This is a genomic window from Burkholderia sp. BCC0506, from assembly GCF_902833145.1.
In the GTDB taxonomy this organism is placed as follows: domain Bacteria; phylum Pseudomonadota; class Gammaproteobacteria; order Burkholderiales; family Burkholderiaceae; genus Burkholderia.
Genome location: NZ_CADFEN010000011.1, coordinates 131,125 through 151,642 on the forward strand (window position 1 = coordinate 131,125; position 20,518 = coordinate 151,642).

The 20,518-nt window shown below is 64.6% G+C and carries 14 protein-coding genes, 1 tRNA gene and 3 pseudogenes; 13 read left to right on the plus strand and 5 right to left on the minus strand.

Features of this window, described 5'->3' with window-relative positions:
• The first annotated feature begins 11 nt into the window (after positions 1 to 11).
• A complete protein-coding gene (locus tag HWX62_RS24290; RefSeq protein ID WP_175931673.1) occupies positions 12 to 803 on the plus strand; it encodes an AadA family aminoglycoside 3''-O-nucleotidyltransferase in 792 nt (263 codons plus the stop codon).
• A 150-nt stretch (positions 804 to 953) separates the two neighbouring features.
• On the opposite strand, the gene HWX62_RS24295 is transcribed toward HWX62_RS24290, so the two are convergent.
• From HWX62_RS24295 to HWX62_RS24305, 3 genes are all read right to left on the minus strand, one after another.
• The gene (locus tag HWX62_RS24295) at positions 954 to 1,427 is read right to left on the minus strand and encodes a VOC family protein (protein ID WP_175931705.1); all 474 of its coding nucleotides are present in this window, start codon (positions 1,425 to 1,427) and stop codon (positions 954 to 956) included.
• A 396-nt stretch (positions 1,428 to 1,823) separates the two neighbouring features.
• Entirely contained in the window at positions 1,824 to 2,984 is a 1,161-nt protein-coding gene (locus HWX62_RS24300; protein ID WP_175931674.1) for a porin, read from the minus strand.
• Positions 2,985 to 3,400: 416 nt separating this feature from the next.
• Positions 3,401 to 4,336 (minus strand): YihY/virulence factor BrkB family protein, encoded by a 936-nt coding sequence (locus HWX62_RS24305; protein WP_175931675.1) that lies wholly within the window; start codon positions 4,334 to 4,336, stop codon positions 3,401 to 3,403.
• A 143-nt stretch (positions 4,337 to 4,479) separates the two neighbouring features.
• Between HWX62_RS24305 and fdnG the strand changes: the two genes are divergently transcribed.
• From fdnG to HWX62_RS24340, 7 genes and pseudogenes are all read left to right on the plus strand, one after another.
• Positions 4,480 to 7,551, plus strand: coding sequence for a formate dehydrogenase-N subunit alpha (fdnG, locus tag HWX62_RS24310; RefSeq protein WP_175931676.1), 3,072 nt, complete (start codon positions 4,480 to 4,482; stop codon positions 7,549 to 7,551).
• 10 nt (positions 7,552 to 7,561) lie between these two features.
• The gene (gene fdxH, locus HWX62_RS24315) at positions 7,562 to 8,476 is read left to right on the plus strand and encodes a formate dehydrogenase subunit beta (protein ID WP_059639188.1); all 915 of its coding nucleotides are present in this window, start codon (positions 7,562 to 7,564) and stop codon (positions 8,474 to 8,476) included.
• Positions 8,473 to 9,099, plus strand: coding sequence for a formate dehydrogenase subunit gamma (locus HWX62_RS24320; protein ID WP_027805740.1), 627 nt, complete (start codon positions 8,473 to 8,475; stop codon positions 9,097 to 9,099). Before fdxH ends, HWX62_RS24320 begins: the two co-directional genes overlap by 4 nt.
• A 389-nt stretch (positions 9,100 to 9,488) precedes the next feature.
• Complete coding sequence (fdhE, locus tag HWX62_RS24325; protein ID WP_175931677.1) at positions 9,489 to 10,424, plus strand: formate dehydrogenase accessory protein FdhE; 936 nt, start codon at positions 9,489 to 9,491, stop codon at positions 10,422 to 10,424.
• A gap of 74 nt (positions 10,425 to 10,498) precedes the next feature.
• Positions 10,499 to 11,938 (plus strand): L-seryl-tRNA(Sec) selenium transferase, encoded by a 1,440-nt coding sequence (selA, locus tag HWX62_RS24330; protein ID WP_175931678.1) that lies wholly within the window; start codon positions 10,499 to 10,501, stop codon positions 11,936 to 11,938.
• Positions 11,935 to 13,859 (plus strand): annotated as a pseudogene (selB, locus tag HWX62_RS24335) (selenocysteine-specific translation elongation factor). Before selA ends, selB begins: the two are co-directional and overlap by 4 nt.
• A 32-nt stretch (positions 13,860 to 13,891) precedes the next feature.
• Positions 13,892 to 13,987, plus strand: a tRNA-Sec gene (locus HWX62_RS24340).
• A gap of 131 nt (positions 13,988 to 14,118) precedes the next feature.
• On the opposite strand, the pseudogene HWX62_RS24345 reads toward HWX62_RS24340, so the two are convergent.
• Positions 14,119 to 14,536 (minus strand): annotated as a pseudogene (locus HWX62_RS24345) (transposase); the annotation flags it as partial.
• Between the two features lie 60 nt (positions 14,537 to 14,596).
• Here HWX62_RS24345 and HWX62_RS24350 point away from each other — a divergent pair.
• Both HWX62_RS24350 and HWX62_RS24355 read left to right on the plus strand, forming a co-directional pair.
• A pseudogene (locus tag HWX62_RS24350) lies at positions 14,597 to 15,421 on the plus strand (IS110 family transposase); the annotation flags it as partial.
• 293 nt (positions 15,422 to 15,714) lie between these two features.
• Positions 15,715 to 16,532 (plus strand): IS5 family transposase gene (locus HWX62_RS24355; RefSeq protein ID WP_175931680.1). Its coding sequence is split into 2 segments (ribosomal slippage): positions 15,715 to 16,063 and positions 16,063 to 16,532, totalling 819 coding nucleotides; the frame shifts between segments, so codons are not numbered across the junction.
• A gap of 60 nt (positions 16,533 to 16,592) precedes the next feature.
• Here HWX62_RS24355 and HWX62_RS24360 read toward each other — a convergent pair.
• Positions 16,593 to 17,777 carry an MFS transporter gene (locus HWX62_RS24360; protein WP_175931681.1) on the minus strand — a complete coding sequence of 395 codons (1,185 nt, stop codon included), beginning with the start codon at positions 17,775 to 17,777 and terminating at the stop codon, positions 16,593 to 16,595.
• A gap of 91 nt (positions 17,778 to 17,868) precedes the next feature.
• Here HWX62_RS24360 and HWX62_RS24365 point away from each other — a divergent pair, with 91 nt between their 5' ends.
• The 3 genes from HWX62_RS24365 to HWX62_RS24375 all read left to right on the plus strand — a co-directional run bounded on the left by HWX62_RS24365 (position 17,869) and on the right by HWX62_RS24375 (position 20,472).
• Positions 17,869 to 18,687 (plus strand): helix-turn-helix transcriptional regulator, encoded by an 819-nt coding sequence (locus HWX62_RS24365; protein ID WP_244136087.1) that lies wholly within the window; start codon positions 17,869 to 17,871, stop codon positions 18,685 to 18,687.
• A gap of 334 nt (positions 18,688 to 19,021) precedes the next feature.
• Positions 19,022 to 19,957, plus strand: a complete 936-nt coding sequence (locus HWX62_RS24370) for an N-acyl homoserine lactonase family protein (RefSeq protein WP_161785081.1) — start codon at positions 19,022 to 19,024, stop codon at positions 19,955 to 19,957.
• A gap of 116 nt (positions 19,958 to 20,073) precedes the next feature.
• Entirely contained in the window at positions 20,074 to 20,472 is a 399-nt protein-coding gene (locus HWX62_RS24375) for a RidA family protein (protein WP_175931682.1), read from the plus strand.
• Positions 20,473 to 20,518: the final 46 nt, after the last annotated feature.

Below are 20,518 nucleotides of genomic sequence, written 5' to 3' on the forward strand. Positions count from 1 at the left end.
GGTTTGCCACCATGGTTGACTGCATCCCCCACGACATCGCCGCACAGGTCGCCGCCGCACGCGCCGTGATCGAACGGCATGTCGGCACGACGCTGCAAGCGATTCACCTGTTCGGATCGGCGCTCGACGGCGGCCTGAAACCGCGCAGCGACATCGATTTGCTGGTGACGGTAACGGTGCGCCCGGACGAGGCGGTGCGACGCGCGCTGATGTCGGACCTGCTCGGCGCGTCGGCGCCGCCCGGTTGCGACGGCGGCATGCGTGCGCTGGAGGTCACCGTCGTCGCGCACGGCGACGTGGTGCCGTGGCGTCATCCGGCGCGCCGCGAGCTGCAGTTCGGCGAATGGCTGCGCGGCGACCTCGAAGCCGGCATCGTCGAGCCGGCGCTCGTCGATCACGATCTGGCCATCCTGCTGACGAAGGTGCGACAGCACAGTGCCGCGCTGGTCGGCCCGCCCGCGGACGTGCTGTTCGAGCCGGTGCCGGCGTGCGACTTCGTCGCCGCGCTGCTTGCCACCGTCGCGCAGTGGCAGAGCGAACCCGACTGGCGTGGCGACGAATGCAACGTGGTGCTCGCGCTCGCACGTATCGGGTACAGCGCTGCGACCGGCAGGATCGCGCCGAAGGACGTCGCCGCGGCGTGGATGCTGGAGCGCGTGCCGGACGCGCATCGGCCCGTTGTGGAGGCTGCGCGTGCCGCCTATCTCGATGGCGACGCGCGCGCGGCAATCCTGTCGGGCGAACCACTGGCCGCATTCATCGGCTACGCGCGGCGCACGATCGAATCGATGCTGTCGGCGTAGCAGCAGGTGACGACGAGGCACGTTACGGGCTCACGGCCGGCGTGCCGCGGATAACGAGCGCTTTGAGTCGGCGCGAATGCGCAAACCGTCGAGCCGAACGCGTGTCGGCTCGCGACGCGGCATCGCGCAAGCACAGCCCGACGCCGATCGTCAGCCCGCCGTGCCCGCAAACGCGGCTTTCAACGCGGCATCGTCGAACTTGGTCATCTGCATCATCGCCGCGGCCACGCGCGCCGCCTTGACCGTATCGCGGTCGGCCATCATCGGGATGAGCGCTTCCGGAACGATCTGCCATGACACGCCATAACGATCCCTCAGCCAGCCGCAGCCGTCGGCCGTGCCGCCGTTGTCGAGCAGGGCGCTCCAGTAGCGGTCGAGTTCCGCCTGGTCCGCGCAGCTGACGAGCAGCGAGATCGCGTGATTGAACGTCTCCGTGCGCGGGTGGCTCATCGCGAAGAACGGCTGCCCGAACAGCTCGAATTCGACCATTCGCGTGCCGTCGGTGCCGGGCACCGCCGTGACGCGCACGATGCGCGAATCCGGAAAGATGCCGGCATAGAAGGCCGCTGCTTCTTCGGCTTCGGTCGAATACCACAGAAAAGGCGTGATTTTCTGAATCGTCATGGCGAGTCTCCTGTCTGTATGGGTCCGGGGCAAAAACCATGTGCCGCCATCGATACGACGGACGACGCCTGCCGAAATCGACACGCAGTGCAAGCACATCCTGCTCCGGTCGAGCCGGCGCCGCCGGCTGTGCGGATGGTAGTCGCCCTGGCGTGAAACGGCGAGCCTCCCGGATATCGGAAACGGTGTTGCGGGCGCATCGCAGCCGCCAGGTGCCGCTGCTGGCCCGCCGCCCTATGTCGGGGCCCGGCTTGGGCGCGGAGGCCGTGCGGGCGATGTCGGTTCCGTCTGCCGGCCGCAGGACGAAAAAAAGCCAGCCGCGGCCGAAACCGGGGCTGGCTTTCCAGGTCGGCGCGCAAGGCGTCGGAGACGCCATGCACACCGGATACTTCGTTTTTAGAACTTGTGACGCAGGCCGAGTGCGACGATTTCCTGCGAGCTCTTGCCGGCGATGCCGTACGAGCCGATCGACGCTTGCGCATCGCTGCCGTCCGCGTTGTGGCCGCTTGCGTGCTGGTATGCGCCGACCAGGTACACGTCGGTGCGCTTCGACAGCGAGTAGTCCGCGCCGAGCGAAACCTGGTGGTACTTGGCGTTGTTGTCGCCGCTACCCTTCGTGTAGATGTAGCCGAGGCCGAGCAGCAGCGGTGCCGATGCCTGGTACGTGACGAAGCCGCGACCCGTGTTGTACTTCTGGTTCGTGCCGAACGTCGACGCGCCGTCAGCCTTGTACTGGGCGTTGCTGTAGCCTGCACCGACCGTCACCGGGCCGAATGCGTACTGGGCTGCCACTTGCGCGATGCCGATCGACGTCGACGACGTGAACGCGTTGTTGATGAAGGTCGTGCCCGAGTCTCCGTCGAAGATTGCGTCCGACGTACCGGTCCAGCCGCTACGCTTGCCGGCCGTGAGCGCCGATGCGTTGTTCGCGTGGAAGTAGCCGGCAGCCACGCCGAGCGGGCCGTTGTTGTAGGCTGCGGCTGCGGCCCACGTCTGACCCTTGCCGGTCGAGCCGGCGACGCCGCCGAGTGCGTACATGCCTTCGAACTGGAGGCCGGCGAACACCGGCGACGTGTACTTGATCGCGTTGCTGACGCGCAGGCTGTTGTCGTTGTTGTCGACGTCGCCCGGCGTGGCGAACACGCTGCCGAAGTAGTTGTCAGCCGTGACTGCCTGAACCAGGTCGACCAGCGGGTCGTACTGGCGACCCAGCGTCAGCGTACCGTACTGGTCGCTCTGCAGGCCGACGAACGCCTGGCGGCCGAACATGCGCTGGCCTTGGCCCAGTGCGCCCGATGCCGAGTTGAAGCCGTTTTCCAACTGGAAGATCGCCTTCAGGCCGCCACCGAGGTCTTCCGAACCCTTCAGGCCGAAGCGGCTGCCTTGCAGGTTGCCGCTACCCATCGACCACGAATTGTTACCTTGACCGGCGTTACCGTGAACGTACGTGATCGACGTGTCGATCACGCCGTAGAGCGTCACGCTCGACTGAGCCTGAGCGGCGCCAGCGGCACCCAGCAGGGCGAGCGACAGGGTCGAGAGAGCAAGTTTCTTCATCGTTGAGTTTCTCCACGCAAGTGATTCATCGTTATTTGTTGCGGATTGGAGAATAGCTCAGTGCCATACACGCAAGAAAGCTTAAAAAATAAAGTGTCTCGAAAAGGTAACAGCGGGAAAAAGTCCATATATATCAAGCACATCAGCAACTGTTCCTGTTTGCGAAATAGTTGACAATTGCTGCGCTGCGATTGTTTCAATAGTTGACGCAGATGTCGGTAGACCCCCTGTTTTGGCCCGTTGCGGCAAGGAAACGAGGGTGTGCAAACGTTTGCGGTTGCAGGTGCGTGCGCGCCGACGCGTCAAGAAAGCGCCGACGCCGCGCGAATGCGCGGCGGACGACGGGGTTGCAACGGAGCAGAGGGTGTGCCGGGCGGCGCGGGATCGATGCGCAGCCGCTTCGGAGAGTGGCTGAATCAGTCGTCGTGCGGGCGATCGTCGGCGCGCGCCGCTCGAGCGGACGCGGCCGGCGCCGAATCCGCGGCCGGCCGATGCGCGTTGCCGCGGGCCGCCGCGAACTCCGCGCCGAGCAGCAGCACGATCGCGGAGAAGTACAGCCACATCAGCAGGACCGCGAACGATCCGGCCGCGCCGAACGCACTCGCGGTGCCCGCATGCGCGAGATACAGCGCGAACAGCTTCTTGCCGCCCGAGAACAGGATCGCGGACACGATGCCGCCGGTCGCGGCGTCGCGCCATGCGACGCGCGCATCCGGCAGGAACTTCATCAGCGACGCGAACGCGGCCGCGAGCACCGCGATGCCGACGAAGAACTGGATGAGGTTCGTGACGACCACGTACGGCGAATTGCCCAGCAGCCAGGTGCCGACGAAGGTGATCGCGGTGTCGAGCACGAGCGACACGATCAGCAGGAACGCGACGCCCAGCACGAGCCCGAACGAGATCAGCCGCACGCGTACCAGCCCGAGCATGCTCGACCAGCGGCTTTCGGTGGCCGGCCAGATCACGCTGAGCGCCGCGCTGAGCGATGCGAACGTGGCCGACGCGCCGATCGCGAGCGCGGCGAACGAGATCAGCGTGGCGAGGCCGCCGCGCTCGCCCGCGCGGTGCGCGTTCTGGACGATCGTCTGGATGGAGGCCGCCGCGTCGTCGCCGATCAACTGGTGCGCCTGTTCGAACACCTGGCCGCGAGCGGCATCGTCGCCATAGAACCAGCCGGCCACCGCGATCACCATCACGAGCGTCGGCGCGAGCGAGAACGCGGAGAAAAACGCGATGCCCGCGGCCATCGCGGAGCAGCGGTCGGACGAGAAGCGCTTGAACGCGGTGAGGGCCCAGTTGGCCTGCTGCTGGGCGAGACGGGTGGCTTCGGAAGTGATCGGTCGTTTCATGACGGTTCGGTCGCGCGTGGAACGCGGATCATTGCAGGTTCATCGGACAAATCGGTATTGATCCGAGGATTCGATCATAGTTGCCTGAACTGTCTATAATTCCTTTCAGTCGTACCCCACCCCACAATAACGCCGAGACCGCCATGCTACAAATGTCCCGGCGCCAGTTCCTGAAGGTGACGGCCACGTCGCTTGCCGGATCGAGTCTTGCCCTGATGGGCTTTTCTCCGTCCGAAGCGCTGGCCGAAGTCCGACAGTACAAACTGGCGCGCACCGTCGAAACGCGCAATACCTGTCCTTACTGTTCAGTAGGTTGCGGCATCCTGATGTACAGCCTCGGAGACGGCGCGAAGAACGCGCAGCCGAGCATCATCCACATCGAGGGCGATCCCGACCATCCGGTCAATCGCGGCACGCTGTGCCCGAAGGGCGCGAGCCTGATCGATTTCATCCACAGCCCGAACCGCCTGACGCACCCCGAGTATCGTGCGCCCGGCTCGGACAAGTGGGAACCCATCTCGTGGAACGACGCGCTCGACCGCATCGCGAAGCTGATGAAGGCCGACCGCGACGCGAACTTCGTCGAGACGGCCGACGACGGCGCGAAGGTCAACCGCTGGCTCACGACCGGCATGCTGGCCGCGTCGGCGGGCAGCAACGAGGTCGGCTACCTGACGCACAAGACCATCCGCAGTCTGGGGATGCTCGCATTCGACAATCAGGCGCGTGTCTGACATGGCCCGACGGTGGCAGGTCTTGCCCCGACGTTTGGCCGTGGAGCGATGACGAACCATTGGGTCGACATCAAGAACGCGGACGTGATTCTCGTGATGGGCGGCAATGCAGCCGAGGCCCATCCGTGCGGTTTCAAGTGGGTGACGGAGGCGAAGGCGCACCGCAAGGCGCGGCTGATCGTCGTCGACCCGCGCTTCACGCGTACGGCCTCGGTGGCCGATTACTACGCGCCGATCCGCACCGGCACCGACATCGTCTTCCTGGGCGGCGTCATCAACTATCTGCTGACGAACGACAAGATCCAGCATGAGTACGTGAAGAACTACACGGACTTCTCGTTCATCGTGCGCGAGGATTTCGCGTTCAACGACGGCATCTATTCCGGCTACGACGCCGAGAAGCACGCGTACCCGGACAAATCGAGCTGGGACTACGAGCGCGGCGACGACGGCTTCGCGAAGGTCGACCCGACGCTGCAGCATCCGCGCTGTGTCTACAACCTGCTGAAGCAGCACTACGCGCGCTATACGGCTGACATGGTCCAGCAGGTCTGCGGCACGCCGAAGGACAAATTCCTGAAGGTGTGCGAGATGCTCGCGACCACGGCCGTGCCCGGCCGCGCCGGCACGGTGCTGTACGCGCTCGGCTGGACCCACCATTCGATCGGCGCGCAGATCATCCGCACCGGCGCGATGGTGCAGCTGCTGCTCGGCAACATCGGCATCGCCGGCGGCGGGATGAACGCGCTGCGCGGCCACTCGAACATCCAGGGGCTGACCGATCTCGGGCTGATGTCGAACCTGCTGCCGGGCTACATGACGCTGCCGATGCAGGCCGAGCAGGATTTCGACGCGTACATCAAGAAGCGCGTGCAGCAGCCGCTGCGGCCGAACCAGTTGAGCTACTGGAAGAACTACAAGGCGTTCCACGTCAGCTTCATGAAGGCGTGGTGGGGCGACGCGGCCACCGCCGAGAACAACTGGGCGTACGACTACCTGCCGAAGCTGGACAAGCAGTACGACCTGCTGCAGGCGATCGAGCTGATGAATGCCGGCAAGATGAACGGCTACATCTGTCAGGGCTTCAACCCGCTCGCGGCCGCGCCGTCGAAGGTGAAGACGGCGGCCGGCCTCGCGAAGCTGAAGTGGCTCGTGATCATGGATCCGCTCGCGACCGAGACGTCCGAGTTCTGGAAGCCTCACGGCGACTACAACGACGTCGATCCGTCGAAGATCCAGACCGAGGTGTTCCGCCTGCCGACCACCTGCTTCGCGGAGGAAAACGGCTCGCTCGTGAGTTCGAGCCGCGTGCTGCAGTGGCACTGGAAGGGCGCCGAGCCGCCGGGCGAAGCGAGGAGCGACCTCGAGATCATGTCGGGGCTGTTCCTGCGCATGCGCAAGATGTACCAGACGGACGGCGGCAAGTACCCGGACCCGATCGTCAACCTGACCTGGCCGTACGCGAACCCGGAAAGCCCGACGCCCGAAGAGCTGGCGATGGAGTTCAACGGGAAAGCGCTCGCCGATCTGCCCGATCCGAAGGACCCGGCGAAGACGCTCGTGAAGAAGGGCGAGCAGCTCGCGGCGTTCGCGCAACTGAAGGACGACGGCACGACCGCGAGCGGCTGCTGGATCTTCTGCGGCGCGTGGACCCAGGCCGGCAACCAGATGGGGCGGCGCGACAACGCCGACCCGACCGGTATCGGCCAGACGCTGAACTGGGCGTGGGCGTGGCCGGCGAACCGGCGGATCCTGTACAACCGCGCATCGTGCGACACGAGCGGCAAGCCGTTCGACCCGACCCGCAAGCTGATCGGCTGGAACGGCAGCGCGTGGAAGGGCGCCGACGTGCCGGACTTCAAGGCGGACGAACCGCCCGAAAACGGGATGGGGCCGTTCATCATGAATCCGGAAGGTGTCGCGCGCTTCTTCGCCCGTGCGGGGATGAACGAAGGTCCGTTCCCCGAGCACTACGAGCCGTTCGAGACGCCGCTCGCCGCGAACCCGCTGCACCCGAACAACCCGCAGGCGCTGAACAACCCGGCTGCCCGCGTGTTCCCGGACGACCGTGCGTCGTTCGGCAAGGCGGCGGAGTTCCCGCACGTGGCGACCACGTACCGGCTGACCGAGCACTTCCACTACTGGACCAAGCATGCGCGGCTGAACTCGATCATCCAGCCCGAGCAATTCGTCGAAATCGGCGAAGACCTCGCGAAGGAAGTCGGCGTCGCGCATGGCGAGCGCGTGAAGGTGTCGTCCAAGCGCGGCTACATCGTCGCGGTCGCGCTCGTCACGAAGCGGATCAAGCCGCTGATGATCGAGGGCAAGAAGGTCCAGACGGTCGGCGTCCCGTTGCACTGGGGCTTCAAGGGTCTGACGAAGCCCGGCTATCTCGCCAATACCCTGACTCCGTCCGTGGGCGACGGCAACTCCTATACACCGGAATTCAAGTCGTTCCTGGTGAAGGTCGAAAAGGCGTAAGGGGGAAGAGATGGCATTGCAATCGCTGGATATCAAGCGCGTCTCGGCCACCACGACGCCACCGCCCACGGTGCGCGAACCGGTGACCGGGAGCGTCGCGAAGCTGATCGACGTATCGAAGTGCATCGGCTGCAAGGCGTGCCAGACGGCATGCATGGAGTGGAACGACCTGCGCGACGAAGTCGGCACCAACGTCGGCGTGTACGACAACCCGGCCGACCTGAGCGAGCATTCGTGGACGGTCATGCGGTTCTCCGAATACGAGAACCCGGCGGGCGACCTCGAGTGGCTGATCCGCAAGGACGGCTGCATGCACTGCGAGGATCCGGGCTGCCTGAAGGCGTGCCCGTCGCCGGGCGCGATCGTGCAGTACAACAACGGCATCGTCGACTTCCACGAGGAGAACTGCATCGGGTGCGGCTACTGCGTGACGGGTTGCCCGTTCAACGTGCCGCGGATCTCGAAGAAGGATCATCGCGCGTACAAGTGCACGCTCTGTTCCGACCGCGTCGCGGTCGGCCAGGAACCGGCCTGCGTGAAGACCTGCCCGACGGGCGCGATCGTGTTCGGCACCAAGGAGGACATGAAGCAGCACGCGGCCGAGCGGATCGAGGACCTGAAGGAGCGCGGCTTCGAGCATGCGGGGCTGTACGACCCGCAGGGCGTCGGCGGCACGCACGTGATGTACGTGCTGCATCACGCGGACAAACCGTCGCTGTACCACGGGCTGCCCGACAACCCGTCGATCAGCCCGATGGTGAAGCTGTGGAAGGGCATCGCGAAGCCGCTGGCGGTCGCCGGCCTCGCACTGACCGCGCTGGCCGGGTTCTTCCACTACACGCGGGTCGGTCCGAACGAGGTCACGGACGACGAGGAAGCCGCCGCTCGCGACGAGGCGCGACGCATCAAGGAGGACGCGAAATGAACCACGACGACCCCAACCTGATCGTCCGCTACACGCCGAACGAGCGCACGAACCACTGGATTACCGCGATCACGTTCGTGCTGCTCGCGCTGTCCGGGCTCGCGCTGTTCCATCCGTCGATGTTCTGGCTCACCGCGCTGTTCGGCGGCGGCCAGTGGACGCGGATCCTGCATCCGTTCGTCGGTCTCGTGATGTTCGTGTCGTTCGCGATTCTCGTGGTGCGCTTCTGGCACCACAATGCGCTCGACGCGGACGATCGCCAATGGCTCAAGCAGATCGGCGACGTGCTGACCAACCAGGAAGACAAGCTGCCGCCGGTCGGGCGCTATAACGCCGGGCAGAAGCTGCTATTCTTCACGCTGGTGGCATGCCTGCTGTTGCTCCTGCTGTCGGGAATCGTGATCTGGCGGCGCTACTTCTCGTTCTACTTCCCGATCGGGGTGATCCGCGCGGCCGCTGTCGTGCATGCCGTGGCGGCCTTCGTGCTGATCGCGAGCATCATCGTGCACATTTACGCGGCGTTGTGGGTGAAGGGCTCGATCGGCGCGATGGTGCGCGGCACCGTCACGCTGGGCTGGGCCCGCAAGCATCACCCGAAGTGGTTCCGTGAAAGCGTGAAGTAACGCAGCGGAGCGGGGCGGTACGCCGATTGCGGCGCGCTGCTCCGCCAACCGCAGGAATCGCCCGAAGCGCCGATTCGTCGGCGCTTCGTTGGGGGCTGTTTGCGCATGGAACGCGCATGCGAATGCCCGAAATCGCCCGCAGGGCAAGGAGTGAGGAGCGCCGTTTGGCCGAGCCAAACAAGTGACGAGCGACGCCGCCATGTGGGCGATTTCGGGCATTCCCCTAAAATAGATAATTAGACACGGGTTGCCACGAGACGGGCCGCTCGCCACGTTGCGCTCCTTACGAATACGTCAGTATTCGCTGCGTCGCGCGCCTCGCGAGCGGCCCGTCTCGTGGCAACGCATGCGCGTTCCATGCGCAAACAGCCCCCTTGGAAGATATTTTCGTGACACAACGCATTCTGGAGCCGACCGAGATCTCGGCACTCGATCATTCGGCCATTCCGCGCTTTCGCCTGCCGGAGCGCGCGACCGCGTTCGCGGCGCGCGCCGCGCGGCTGCGCAAGCTGGCCGACCTGAACCCGATCAGCGGCTACCTGCGGCTGATGGCCACCGTCGCCGACGCACAGCACGCGACGCTGCAGACGCTGGAGCTGCCGCTGCCGTCGAAGGAAGCGATCGCCCGCGCGCAGGAACATTCGATGCCGGTCGTGCCGGCGCTCGACGGCGAGCGCGATGCGCGCTGGCGCGCCGTGCTGTATGAACTCCTCGACCGCGTCGAAGGCGCCGGGCTCGTCAATCCGCAGCTCGCGAAGCTGCTCGACCGGCTGCGCCTGATGGCGCCGGCCGAGCTCGACGCGCAGGCCGACGCGATCCTCGCGCTGCGCTTCGCCGAGGTCGATCCGGCCACCGCGCCGTTCCTGACGGCCGCGCTGCAGGTCGCATGGACGGACCTCGCGAGCCGCGTGACGCCGACCGACGTCCCGTATCTCGACCAGCCGGGGCTGTGCCCGGTATGCGGCACGCATCCGGTCGCGAGCGTCGTGCGGGTCGGCGGCCAGTATCAGGGCTACCGTTTCCTGCAGTGCGGGCTGTGCACGACCGAGTGGCACATGGTGCGCACCAAGTGTTCGCACTGCGATTCGACGAAGGGCATCGCATATCACGGGGTCGAAGGCGGTAGCGAAGCCATCAAGGCCGAATCGTGCGACGAATGCAAGACCTACCGCAAGATCGGCTACCAGGAGAAGGACTACGAGTTCGAGCCGCTGGCGGACGATCTCGCGAGTCTCACGCTCGACCTGCTGATGAACGAGGCCGGCTACCAGCGCAGTTCGCCGAACCCGCTGCTGTGGCCTGACGTCTCGCGCGAAGCGGACTGACGGCACGGGGCCGGGGCGGCGCGCGAGCGCCGGCCCCGGCCGACCGAGAAGCATGAGACTGGAGCCATCACTACGTGACCGAACCCGGTGTGAATGAATTGAACGCGGTACTGGCGCGCGTGCCGTCCGTCGAGCGCGTGTTGTCGTTGGCGCCATTGCAAGCGCTGATCGCGGACTATGGCCGCACGCGCGTGCTGAACGCGGTGCGCGCCGAACTGGAGCGCTGGCGTACCGCCGCCCAGCACGATCCCGCCGCGGCCGAGCCGCTCGACGAGCCGCGCATCGCCGCTGCCGTCGCGCGTGCGTTGGCCGCGCAGAGCGCGGGCGCCGTGCGCACCGTGTTCAACCTGACCGGCACCGTGCTGCACACGAACCTCGGGCGCGCGCTGCTGCCCGACGACGCGGTGCGAGCGGTGGTCGACGCGCTCACGCGCCCCGTCAACCTCGAGTTCGATCTCGCGACCGGCCGCCGCGGCGATCGCGACGACCTGATCGACGCGCTGCTGTGCGAACTGACGGGCGCGGAGGCCGCAACCGTCGTCAACAACAATGCGGCGGCCGTGCTGCTGACGCTGTCGGCGCTCGCGACGAAGCGGGAAGTGGTCGTGTCGCGCGGCGAGCTGGTCGAGATCGGCGGGGCGTTCCGCATTCCCGACATCATGAGCCGCGCCGGCGCGAAGCTGCGCGAGATCGGCACGACCAACCGCACGCATCTGCACGACTACGCGGACGCGATCGGCCCGCGCACGGCGCTGCTGATGAAGGTGCACTGCAGCAACTATGCGATCAGCGGCTTCACGAAGGAGACGACGCTCGCCGAACTCGCGCCGCTCGCGCGCGAGCACGGCGTGCCGGTTGCCGTCGATCTCGGCAGCGGCACGCTGGCCGACCTGTCGCAATGGGGCTTGCCGCACGAGACGACCGTGCAGGAGACCGTCGCGGCCGGTGCGAACGTCGTCACGTTCAGCGGCGACAAGCTGCTTGGCGGCCCGCAGGCCGGCCTGATCGTCGGCGACCGCGCACTCATCGCGAAGATCAAGAAGCATCCGCTCAAGCGCGCGCTGCGTGTCGGCAAGCTGACGCTCGCGGCGCTCGAACCCGTGCTGCGCCTGTACCAGTCGCCCGAATTCCTGCGCGACCGGCTCACGACGCTGCGCCTGCTGACGCGTTCGCAGCGCGAGATCGCCGACGCCGCCGAACGCGTGCGGCCGGCGCTGCAGGCCGCGCTCGGCAGCGGTTTCGACGTGAGTGTCGAACCGATGTTCAGCCAGATCGGCAGCGGTGCGCTGCCGGTCGATCAGTTGCCGAGCGCCGGGCTCGTCGTGCGCTCGGCGGACGGCAAGCGCAGCGGTCGCGCGCTCGCGCAGCTCGAGAAACGGCTGCGCGCATGGCCGCGCCCGGTGATCGGCCGCATCGCCGACAACGCGCTGCGGCTCGACCTGCGCTGTCTCGAAGCGGCCGACGAAGCGGCGTTCGTCGTGCAATGCGTGCCGCTCTCGGGGCCTGCCGCATGATCGTCGGGACCGCGGGACACATCGACCACGGCAAGACCACGCTCGTGCGCGCGCTGACGGGCGTCGATACCGATCCCTGAAGGAAGAGAAGGCGCGCGGCATCTCGATCGAACTCGGTTATGCGTATACGCCGCTCGACAACGGCGACGTGCTCGGCCTGATCGACGTGCCGGGCCACGAGAAGCTGATTCATACGATGGCGGCCGGCGCGTGCGGCATCGACTTCGCGCTGCTCGTGATTGCCGCCGACGACGGTGTCATGCCGCAGACGCGCGAGCATCTCGCGATCCTGCAACTGCTTGGTGTCGCGCATGGCGCCGTCGCGCTGACGAAATGCGATCGCGTCGATGCCGCGCGCATTGCCGAGGTGCGCGAAGAGATCGCCGCGTGGCTGCATGACTCGACGCTGGCCGGCGCGCCGCTTTTCGAAACGCGTGCGACGGCGGCCGACGATCCGGGCGTCGCCGCATTGAAGCAGCACCTCGCGGAAGCCGCGATCGCGTGGCGTGCGCGTCGCGACGACGGACTGTTCCGGCTCGCGGTCGATCGCGTGTTTACGCTTGCCGGGCAGGGCACCGTCGTGACGGGGACCGCGTTCGCGGGCCGCATCGCGACCGGCGACACGCTCGCGATCGTGCGCACCGGCGATGCGGCCCGCGTGCGCAGCATCCATGCGCAGAACCGGCCAGTCGATGCCGGCCGCGCCGGCGAGCGTTGCGCGCTGAACCTGGCCGGCATCGACAAGGCCGACGTCGAGCGAGGCGACACCGTCGCCGATGCGCGGCTCGTCGCGACGTCGCCGCGCCTGGACGTCGAGCTGACCTTGCTCGCGGACGCCGGGCTCACGCTCACGCACTGGGCGCCGCTGCACGTGCATCTCGGCACGCTGCATCGCGTGGCTCATGTCGCGCTGCTCGACGGCGACACGCTTGCGGGCGGCCAGCGGATGCGCGTGCAACTGGTATTCGACGAGCCGGTGTTCGCGCTGCCGGGCGACCGCTTCATCGTCCGCAATCCGCAGGCGACGCGCACCATTGGCGGCGGCCGGGTGCTCGATCCGTTCGGGCCGGCACGCAAGCGCCGCACGCCCGCGCGCCGCGCGTGGCTCGATGCGCTCGCGGCATGGCTCGACGAGGGGCGCCTCGATGCGTTGCTCGCGCAGGCGCCGCTCGGCATTGCGCGCGCGACGCTCACGCATCTGACGGGGTTCGCGCCCAACGCACTGGCATTGCCGGACGATGCGCTGTCGATCGGGCAGCGCGATGCCGCGGCGAACGAAGGCGCGGTGATTGCGCGTGCGCACTGGCGTGCATTGCAGACGCGGGCGGTCGATACGCTGCGTGCTTACCATGAGCGTATGCCCGACGAGCAGGGGCTCGACGCCGCACGCCTGCGGCGCATGGCTGCGCCGCTCGTCGGCGATGCGCTGTGGCGTGCACTCGTCGATGCGCTGGTGGCAGGCGGCGACGTCGCGCGCAGCGGGCCGTGGCTGCATCTGCCGTCGCATTCGGTGAGCCTCGACCCGCGCGAGGAAGCGCTGGCGCAGCAACTGCTGCCGCTGATCCACGCAGGGCGCTTCGATCCGCCGTGGGTGCGCGACCTGGCCCGCGACACGGGTGTGGCCGAGGACGCGGTGCGCACGCTGCTGCGCAAGCTCGCGCGGCGCGGCGACGTGCACCAGATCGTGCGCGACCTGTTCTATCACGCGGACATCGCACGCGAGCTGGCGGAACTGGTCGCGCATCTCGCGCCGTCGCGCGGCGGCGGCCTCGATGCCGCGACGTTTCGCGACGCGACGGGGCTCGGTCGCAAGCGCGCGATCCAGATTCTCGAGTTCTTCGATCGGGTTGGGTATACTCGCTTCCACCGCGATCTTCACTACCTGCGGCCTGACAGCGGTTGGGTGGGTATTCAGGCGTAGGCGCTCGTTGTTCTCGTGATTCTTTTCCCCACGGAAGGCATTCGTATCCGGTGGTACGGCCGGGCTTCAAACCCGGTTGGGGGTGTCAGACACTCCCGGGTAGGTTCGACTCCTGCTGCCTTCCGCCAGTCATGGCTTCCCGCGCGCTCTGGCGACTTCCGTCAACGCACCGTAGGTCGCTGATTTCAAAGCGATTTGTGGGTAACGGCGTGCTTGCCGCTTCCGCTCGCGTCCCGCGCAATTTCCGCACAAAGTATGGGTACTGTTCCAGCAGGAAGCCTTGGATCTCGCGTACGGTCATGCCTCGGGCATACATGGCGACGATCTTGTCGTCGAAGCCCGTGAAGCGCCGTTCGTGCTTGGGAATCAGGATGGGTTCGAAGCTGCCGTCGCGGTCACGCGGCACCTCGATACGGATCGGACCGTCTTCGGTCAGAACCGTCTTGGTCCCTTTGCCGTTGCGCTGATTCGTGGCGTTGGCCGGCTTGGCAGCACCGGGAGGGTAGCCGAGATGATGGTTCATCTCGCCGCCCAGTGCCCGTTCGATCAGCGCCTTCTTGAGCGCCAGCGTCGCGATTGATGGCTTCAGCCGTCATCGGACCGTTGCCGAACTGCTCAAGCAGCTCGGCCGGAATCGTCGGCAGAGCCGCCGGCTGGGCTTTCGGTTTGCGAGGCATAAATTCTCCTTGGGAGCATGTTATGCCTTAAACACAAAATTCCTGACAGGCCCCAGCGAGTTCGGACACGCCGTCAAGCTGATCTCTCCACAATTCGTGCGCCCGTTCGTCAAGAGTAACAAGAACGACTTCGTTGATGCCGAGGCAATATGCGAAGCCGCGTCTCGCCCATCGATGCGATTTGTAACGCCAAAGACGGAATCGCAACAGACACTTTCCGCGCTCCATCGAGTTCGCCAAGCTCTAGTTCGCGATCGAGTATGCACGACCGACCAGATGCATGGATTCCTGCTTGAGTTCGGAATCAGCCTTCCTGTCGGCCACGCCGTTGTAAGGCGCCTGCCCGCGGTACTGGCCGAGTATCGACTGCCGCCGCGTCTCGTCGCGATCCTCGATCGGTTGCATGAGCACTTCAAATATCTTACTGAGCAGATTCGCGATATCGAGAAAGAACTCGAGCGGCCACTCGCCGATGACTCCCTTGGCCAGCATCTGATGACGATTCCCGGCGTTGGAACGATCACTGCCAGTCTTCTTGCCTCGGAACTCGGCGATGGCAAGCAATACCGATGCAGCCGTGATCTCGCCGCTGCCGTCGGGCTGGTGCCGAGGCAATACAGTACTGGTGGGAAGTCAAATCTGCTCGGAATCTCCAAGAGAGGTGACAAGAATATCCGCCACTTGCTGGTCCAGTGTGCTCGAGCATTTATGCTCCGACTGGACAAGCAGTCGGGCCGGATGGCCGACTGGGGCCGCTCGCTGCTGGCGCGACGACATTCCAGCGTGGTTGCTTGTGCCTTAGCGAGCAAGCTTGCCCGAATCGCATGGGCGATCGTGAGCCACAACACTGTATTCGAGCAACGAGCGGCCGTCACGGCTGCATGACGAGGTGTCATCATTCTTTTACCGAAGTCAACTCATCTGGTTTTGCGACTGCTGATTATTGATGACGTGAACGGCAAACCGGCCTGGCGGACACCCTGAAAGGTTAACGAGCTTCCTGAAGCTGCAGTTGTTATCAGGATCGCCGGGCGCGATTCTCATCGTGGCGCGAGGAGCGTTCCTCACAACGACGCCGGATAGATTTGTGCAAAGCCATCACATATCAACATCAGTGTTGCAAAAACGGGGGTGACCATAGATCAACCTCGGGCATCGGAGCAACCGAGGCCGAGGAGATGGGCAAGCCGACCATCGACGACGAATTGTGGACACTGATCGAGCCGTTACTGCCGCCATCCAAGCCGCGGCGCAAGAAGAACTCGGGCCGTCTGCCTGTTTCGAATCGCGCCGCGCTGACCGGCATCTTGTTCGTTCTCAAGACCGGACTACGCTGGCGCGACCTGCCTGTCGAGATGGGTTGCGGCTCGGGCGTGACATGTTGGCGGCGGCTGCGCGACTGGCAGGCGGCCGGCGTGTGGGACCGCTTGCACGAGCTGCTGCTCGCGAAGCTTCGAGCAGCAGAGCAGATCGACCTCCCGCGAGCCGCTGTCGATTCATCATCGATTCGCGCCGTTGGGGCGGGCCAAAAACTGGGCCAAACTCTACCGATCGCGCTCGACCCGGTTCGAAGCACCACATCGTCACCGATGCCAACGGCACGCCGCTTGCCGCGATCCTGACCGGCGCGAACGTCAACGACGTCACGCAATTGCTGTCGCTGATCGACGTGATTCCACAGATTCGCGGATTGCGCGGCCACCCACTGCAGAGACCGCGTGTGGTCTACGCCGTCCGCGGATACGACTCCGAGCGACATCGAAAAGCGTTGCGCAATCGTGGTATCGAACCGGTGATTGCCGAGCGTCGTACCGAACACGGCAGCGGCCTTGGAAAATATCGCTGGGTCGTTGAACGCACGCATGCTTGGCTGCATTACTTCCGTCGCTTCCGTATTCGTTTTGAACGCCGTGCCGACATTCACGGCGCGTTCCTCAAACTCGGTTGCTGCCTGATCTGCTGGAATACGCTCCGGCGCGCCGAGCAGCTTTTATGAAACCGTCTCTTAAGATTTGTGTGATGTGTCGCTCGTCGTTATCGGCTTGCTTGCTGGAAGTCAGGCCTCGACGTGGACTTTCCTGCCCGCGAGCAACCCGGCCCATGCCCCGAGGAGCGCGACACCTGCTGCCATGAGTAGCGCAACCGACCAGCTTCGTTGCCAGTCGTGGATTGCACCGACGACCATCGGGCCAGCCGCCGCCATCAGATATCCGATGCATTGCGCCATGCCGGAAAGCGCCCCCGCCCCCTCCGCGGAGCGGGTGCGCAGGCCGACGAAGGTCAGGCCGAGAATCATGCTTGCCCCACTTCCGAAGCCCAGCAGCGCAGCCCAAACCACGGCTAGGCCCGGCAGGTAGATCAGCCCGAGCAGCGACGCGGCGGATATCAAGCTGACCGACACAGCCGCCGGTCGCTGATCCGGCATGCGTCGAATGACGGGCGCGAGAATCAGTCCAGGGATGGCTGTCGCGAGTTGCAGCACGCCGTGCATGGAGCCGGCCTCGGCAGGCGGCAAGCCCTGGTCGATCAGGATGGTGGGAAGCCAGCTGACGGCGATGTAGAAAATCATGGCGTTGAAGCCCATGAACAGGGTCACCTGCCACGCCAGGGAGGACCGCCAGACGTTCGTTGGTTGTGCTGGCCGAGCGCTTCGGGCCACGGCCTCGTTCCGATGCGCATGACGTCGAGGCGCCCACACGGCCAACGCGATGCCGGGCAGCAGAATGAATGTGGCAAGAGCGGTTTGCCATCCATAGGCCTGTGCCAGAGGGGTGACCAATGTTGATCCGAGTGCGCCGCTGGCGCCCATCGTCAACGCGTAAGCGCCTGTGAGTGAGGCAACGCTGCCCGCGAAGTCGCGCTTGATCAGGCTGGGCAGCAGCACGTTACCGAAAGCAATGCCGACACCGATCACCGCTGTGCCGAAATACAGCAGCCACGCCGTGCCGGAGGAGCGCAGCGCAATACCCAGCGCAACGAGCGCCAATGCTCCGACGATGGTCCGCTCGAGTCCCACCTTACGGGCTATCGCCGAACTGATCGGCGAAAAGGCAGCGAACGCGAGCAATGGCAGTGACGAGAGTGCACCGACTGCCACTGTGCTCAGGCTGAAGTCTCTCTGAATAAGGGCAAGTACGGGAGCCAGCCCGGTAAATGGAGCCCGGAGATTCACCGCGAGAAGCAGGATGCCGGCAATCAGGGCGAGGTCCGAAGGCGCCCGGCGGATGGTTGAAAAGGTCACGAAGAAAGCGATTCTTTGATGGGGGAGCCTCCGACTTTACGGATTCTTCGAACGAACTAATATAGAAGACGTGACCAATGATCTCTAAAATATGACAATGCCATCCAGGATGCGGGTCACCTCTCCCGAGCAGTTCAACTCAGACGATTTCAAGCAGCCCGCAGTCGCGATACGGGTGCACTTGGAAGGGGAACAATCCGAGCATCCTCAACACAGCCATCGCAAGGGACAACTGATCCTGATGATCCAGGGCTGGGCGACCTGCGAAGTCCCGCAGGCTTTGTGGTTCGTGCCGCCTCAGCATGCTGTCTGGATCCCTGGGGGAACACCCCATAGCAGTCGCGCATCTCCCGATGCTCAGCTTTACTTCCTCTTCATCGAGCCAGGCGCTGTCCGGATGCCGGATTACTGCTGCACGCTGGCCATCACACCGCTGTTGCGTGAACTGATTCGCCACCTGGCTCGCGGAGAACCGGCTTACCAGCGTGGAAGCAAAACTGAAAAAGTGGTGGCCGTGTTGCTGGACCAACTGGCAGAGGCACCTGTCCAGCAATTGCATCTGCCTATTTCGCAGGCGCCGGCCATCAGACGCATGCTGGAGACCTTCTCTGTGGACCCGTCTGACCGCACAACGCTTTCCCAGTGGGGTGCCCGACTTGCGATGAGCGACAGAACCCTGGCCCGGCTCGTAGTTCGCGAGACGGGCTTGACGTTCGGACGGTGGCGTCAGCAACTGCATCTCATCGTCGCCCTTCGGCAACTGGCCGACGGGACGTCGGTGCAGCAGGTGGCCGGACTTCTGGGCTACGACTCGGTGACGGCGTTCATCACCATGTTCAAAAAGGCGCTGGGCAAGTCGCCAACCCAGTATTTCGCCAGTCTGCGCAACCGCGACCCTGAAGCCCCATAGGCATCCCCGCTCTGCATCCAGCGAATGAGCGGGTTTTCACCTACAGGTGGGTATTTTTGTATTCCTTGACAGCGGTTCTGCGGCGCACCTAAGATTGGTTCACATAAAGTACGTGTACGTATTTTATGCCGACGCAACTGCCGGCCGCTGATGGACGGAACCGAGTGCCTTGACGTTCCCGCAACCCCATACGAATTCGTAAGGTCCTGGAGCGCTACGCCTGCTCGGCAAGCGGGTCTTGTCGGGCGATTGGGTTCCGTGCGAGAGTCGTCCAATAGACATATTAATTCGGTATACGAAATTTCACATACATCATTCATATCAGGAGACTCACGTGAGCGCCCCATCTATCATCGGCTCCCAACCTATGCGAGACACGGATTACTCGATCTGGGCGCTCGCATATTGCCAGGCAGATATGCCGCAGGACTTTTTCGGCGGCGCCGGCATCTACAGCAACGCCGGCACCATCCGGATTCCCATGATCTACACATTGCTGGTCGGGGGCGAAGTCGGTGGCAAGCAGCATGTTGCGCTCGTCGACTGCGGATTTCGCAATGACCATTGGCTGACGCGCTACCCGTTCTCCAGCTGGGAAGAGCCGCGAGACGTATTGGGACGCATCGGTTTTGCGCCGGAGGACGTCGATACGATCCTGGTGACGCACATGCACTTCGACCATATGGGAAATTTCGAAGCCTTCCCGAACGCCAAGCTGTATGTGCAGCTCGACGAGTATCTGGGCTGGTCACAGGCGGTCTGTGCGGTCCATCAGCACGAAACCGAGGAAGAGAAGGCGTGGGTGTTCTCCTCGTTCGATCCGATGGATCTGATCCGTGCGGCGCAGGGCGTTTCGGAAGGTCGGATCAAGTTCATCCGCGGCGACGAAGAGGTCTTGCCGGGCATCACGGCCCGCCTCGCCAAGGACAGTCATACGTTCGGCTCGCAGTGGTTCGAGGTGAATACACGTAACGGTCCATTTGTTGCCGCCGGCGACATTGTCTACTGGTACTCGAATATCGACCGCATGTGGCCGCCCGGCTATCACCAGGGTAACGCGTTCAATCAGATTCACGTGTACCGCCAGATGCGCGAACTACTCAAGCAGAAGACGGAGCGAGTCATCCCCGGTCACGATCCGGAGGTCTGGAACCGCCACTCTTCTTGGGAAGCACCTCCGAACGGGAATCAGATTGCCGAGGTCAATCTGAAAGAAGGGGATACGTCACGGCGCCCCGACGTAACCGCGTCGAAGATCATCAGTATCTGAACCCGGTGCGTTTCGCGGGCGGGAGCGCGGCACTCGGAACCCGTCCGCCTGCCGGTGCTGACATCGCGGCCGCGGCAGATGATCGAATCCAAAACCTGCAAACTTTCAGGGTAACCATGCATCGCGAAATTGTTTCGTCGAACGTTCTGCCAACGCCACGTTTTCGTTATAGCCCCGTCGTGCGGGTCGGCCCTTTTGTTTTTGTCTCTGGCCTCGTTGGGCTGGACCCGTCGACCGGCAGTCTCGCTGATGGCGGGGCATATGGGCAGACGGCGCAAATTCTCGGAAACCTGAAGCGGCTATGCGATGAACAGAGCTGGACGCTTTCTGACCTGGTCGTGGCGCGGGTGTTCTGTGCGAACACGGCAGACGCCGCAGCGGTGAATGAAGCGTGGGAGGAAGCGTTCGAACATGTCGAGCCGCCCGCCAGAACATTTGTGACTGTCAGCAGATTGCCGCTTGGGGCTGCCGTGGAGATCGAATTTCAGCTCTTGCCAGGGGAGCGGCGGAGTTGAGCGCCGTCGTCGTGAGAGATGCATCGGGAGCACGTCCAGCGTGCCC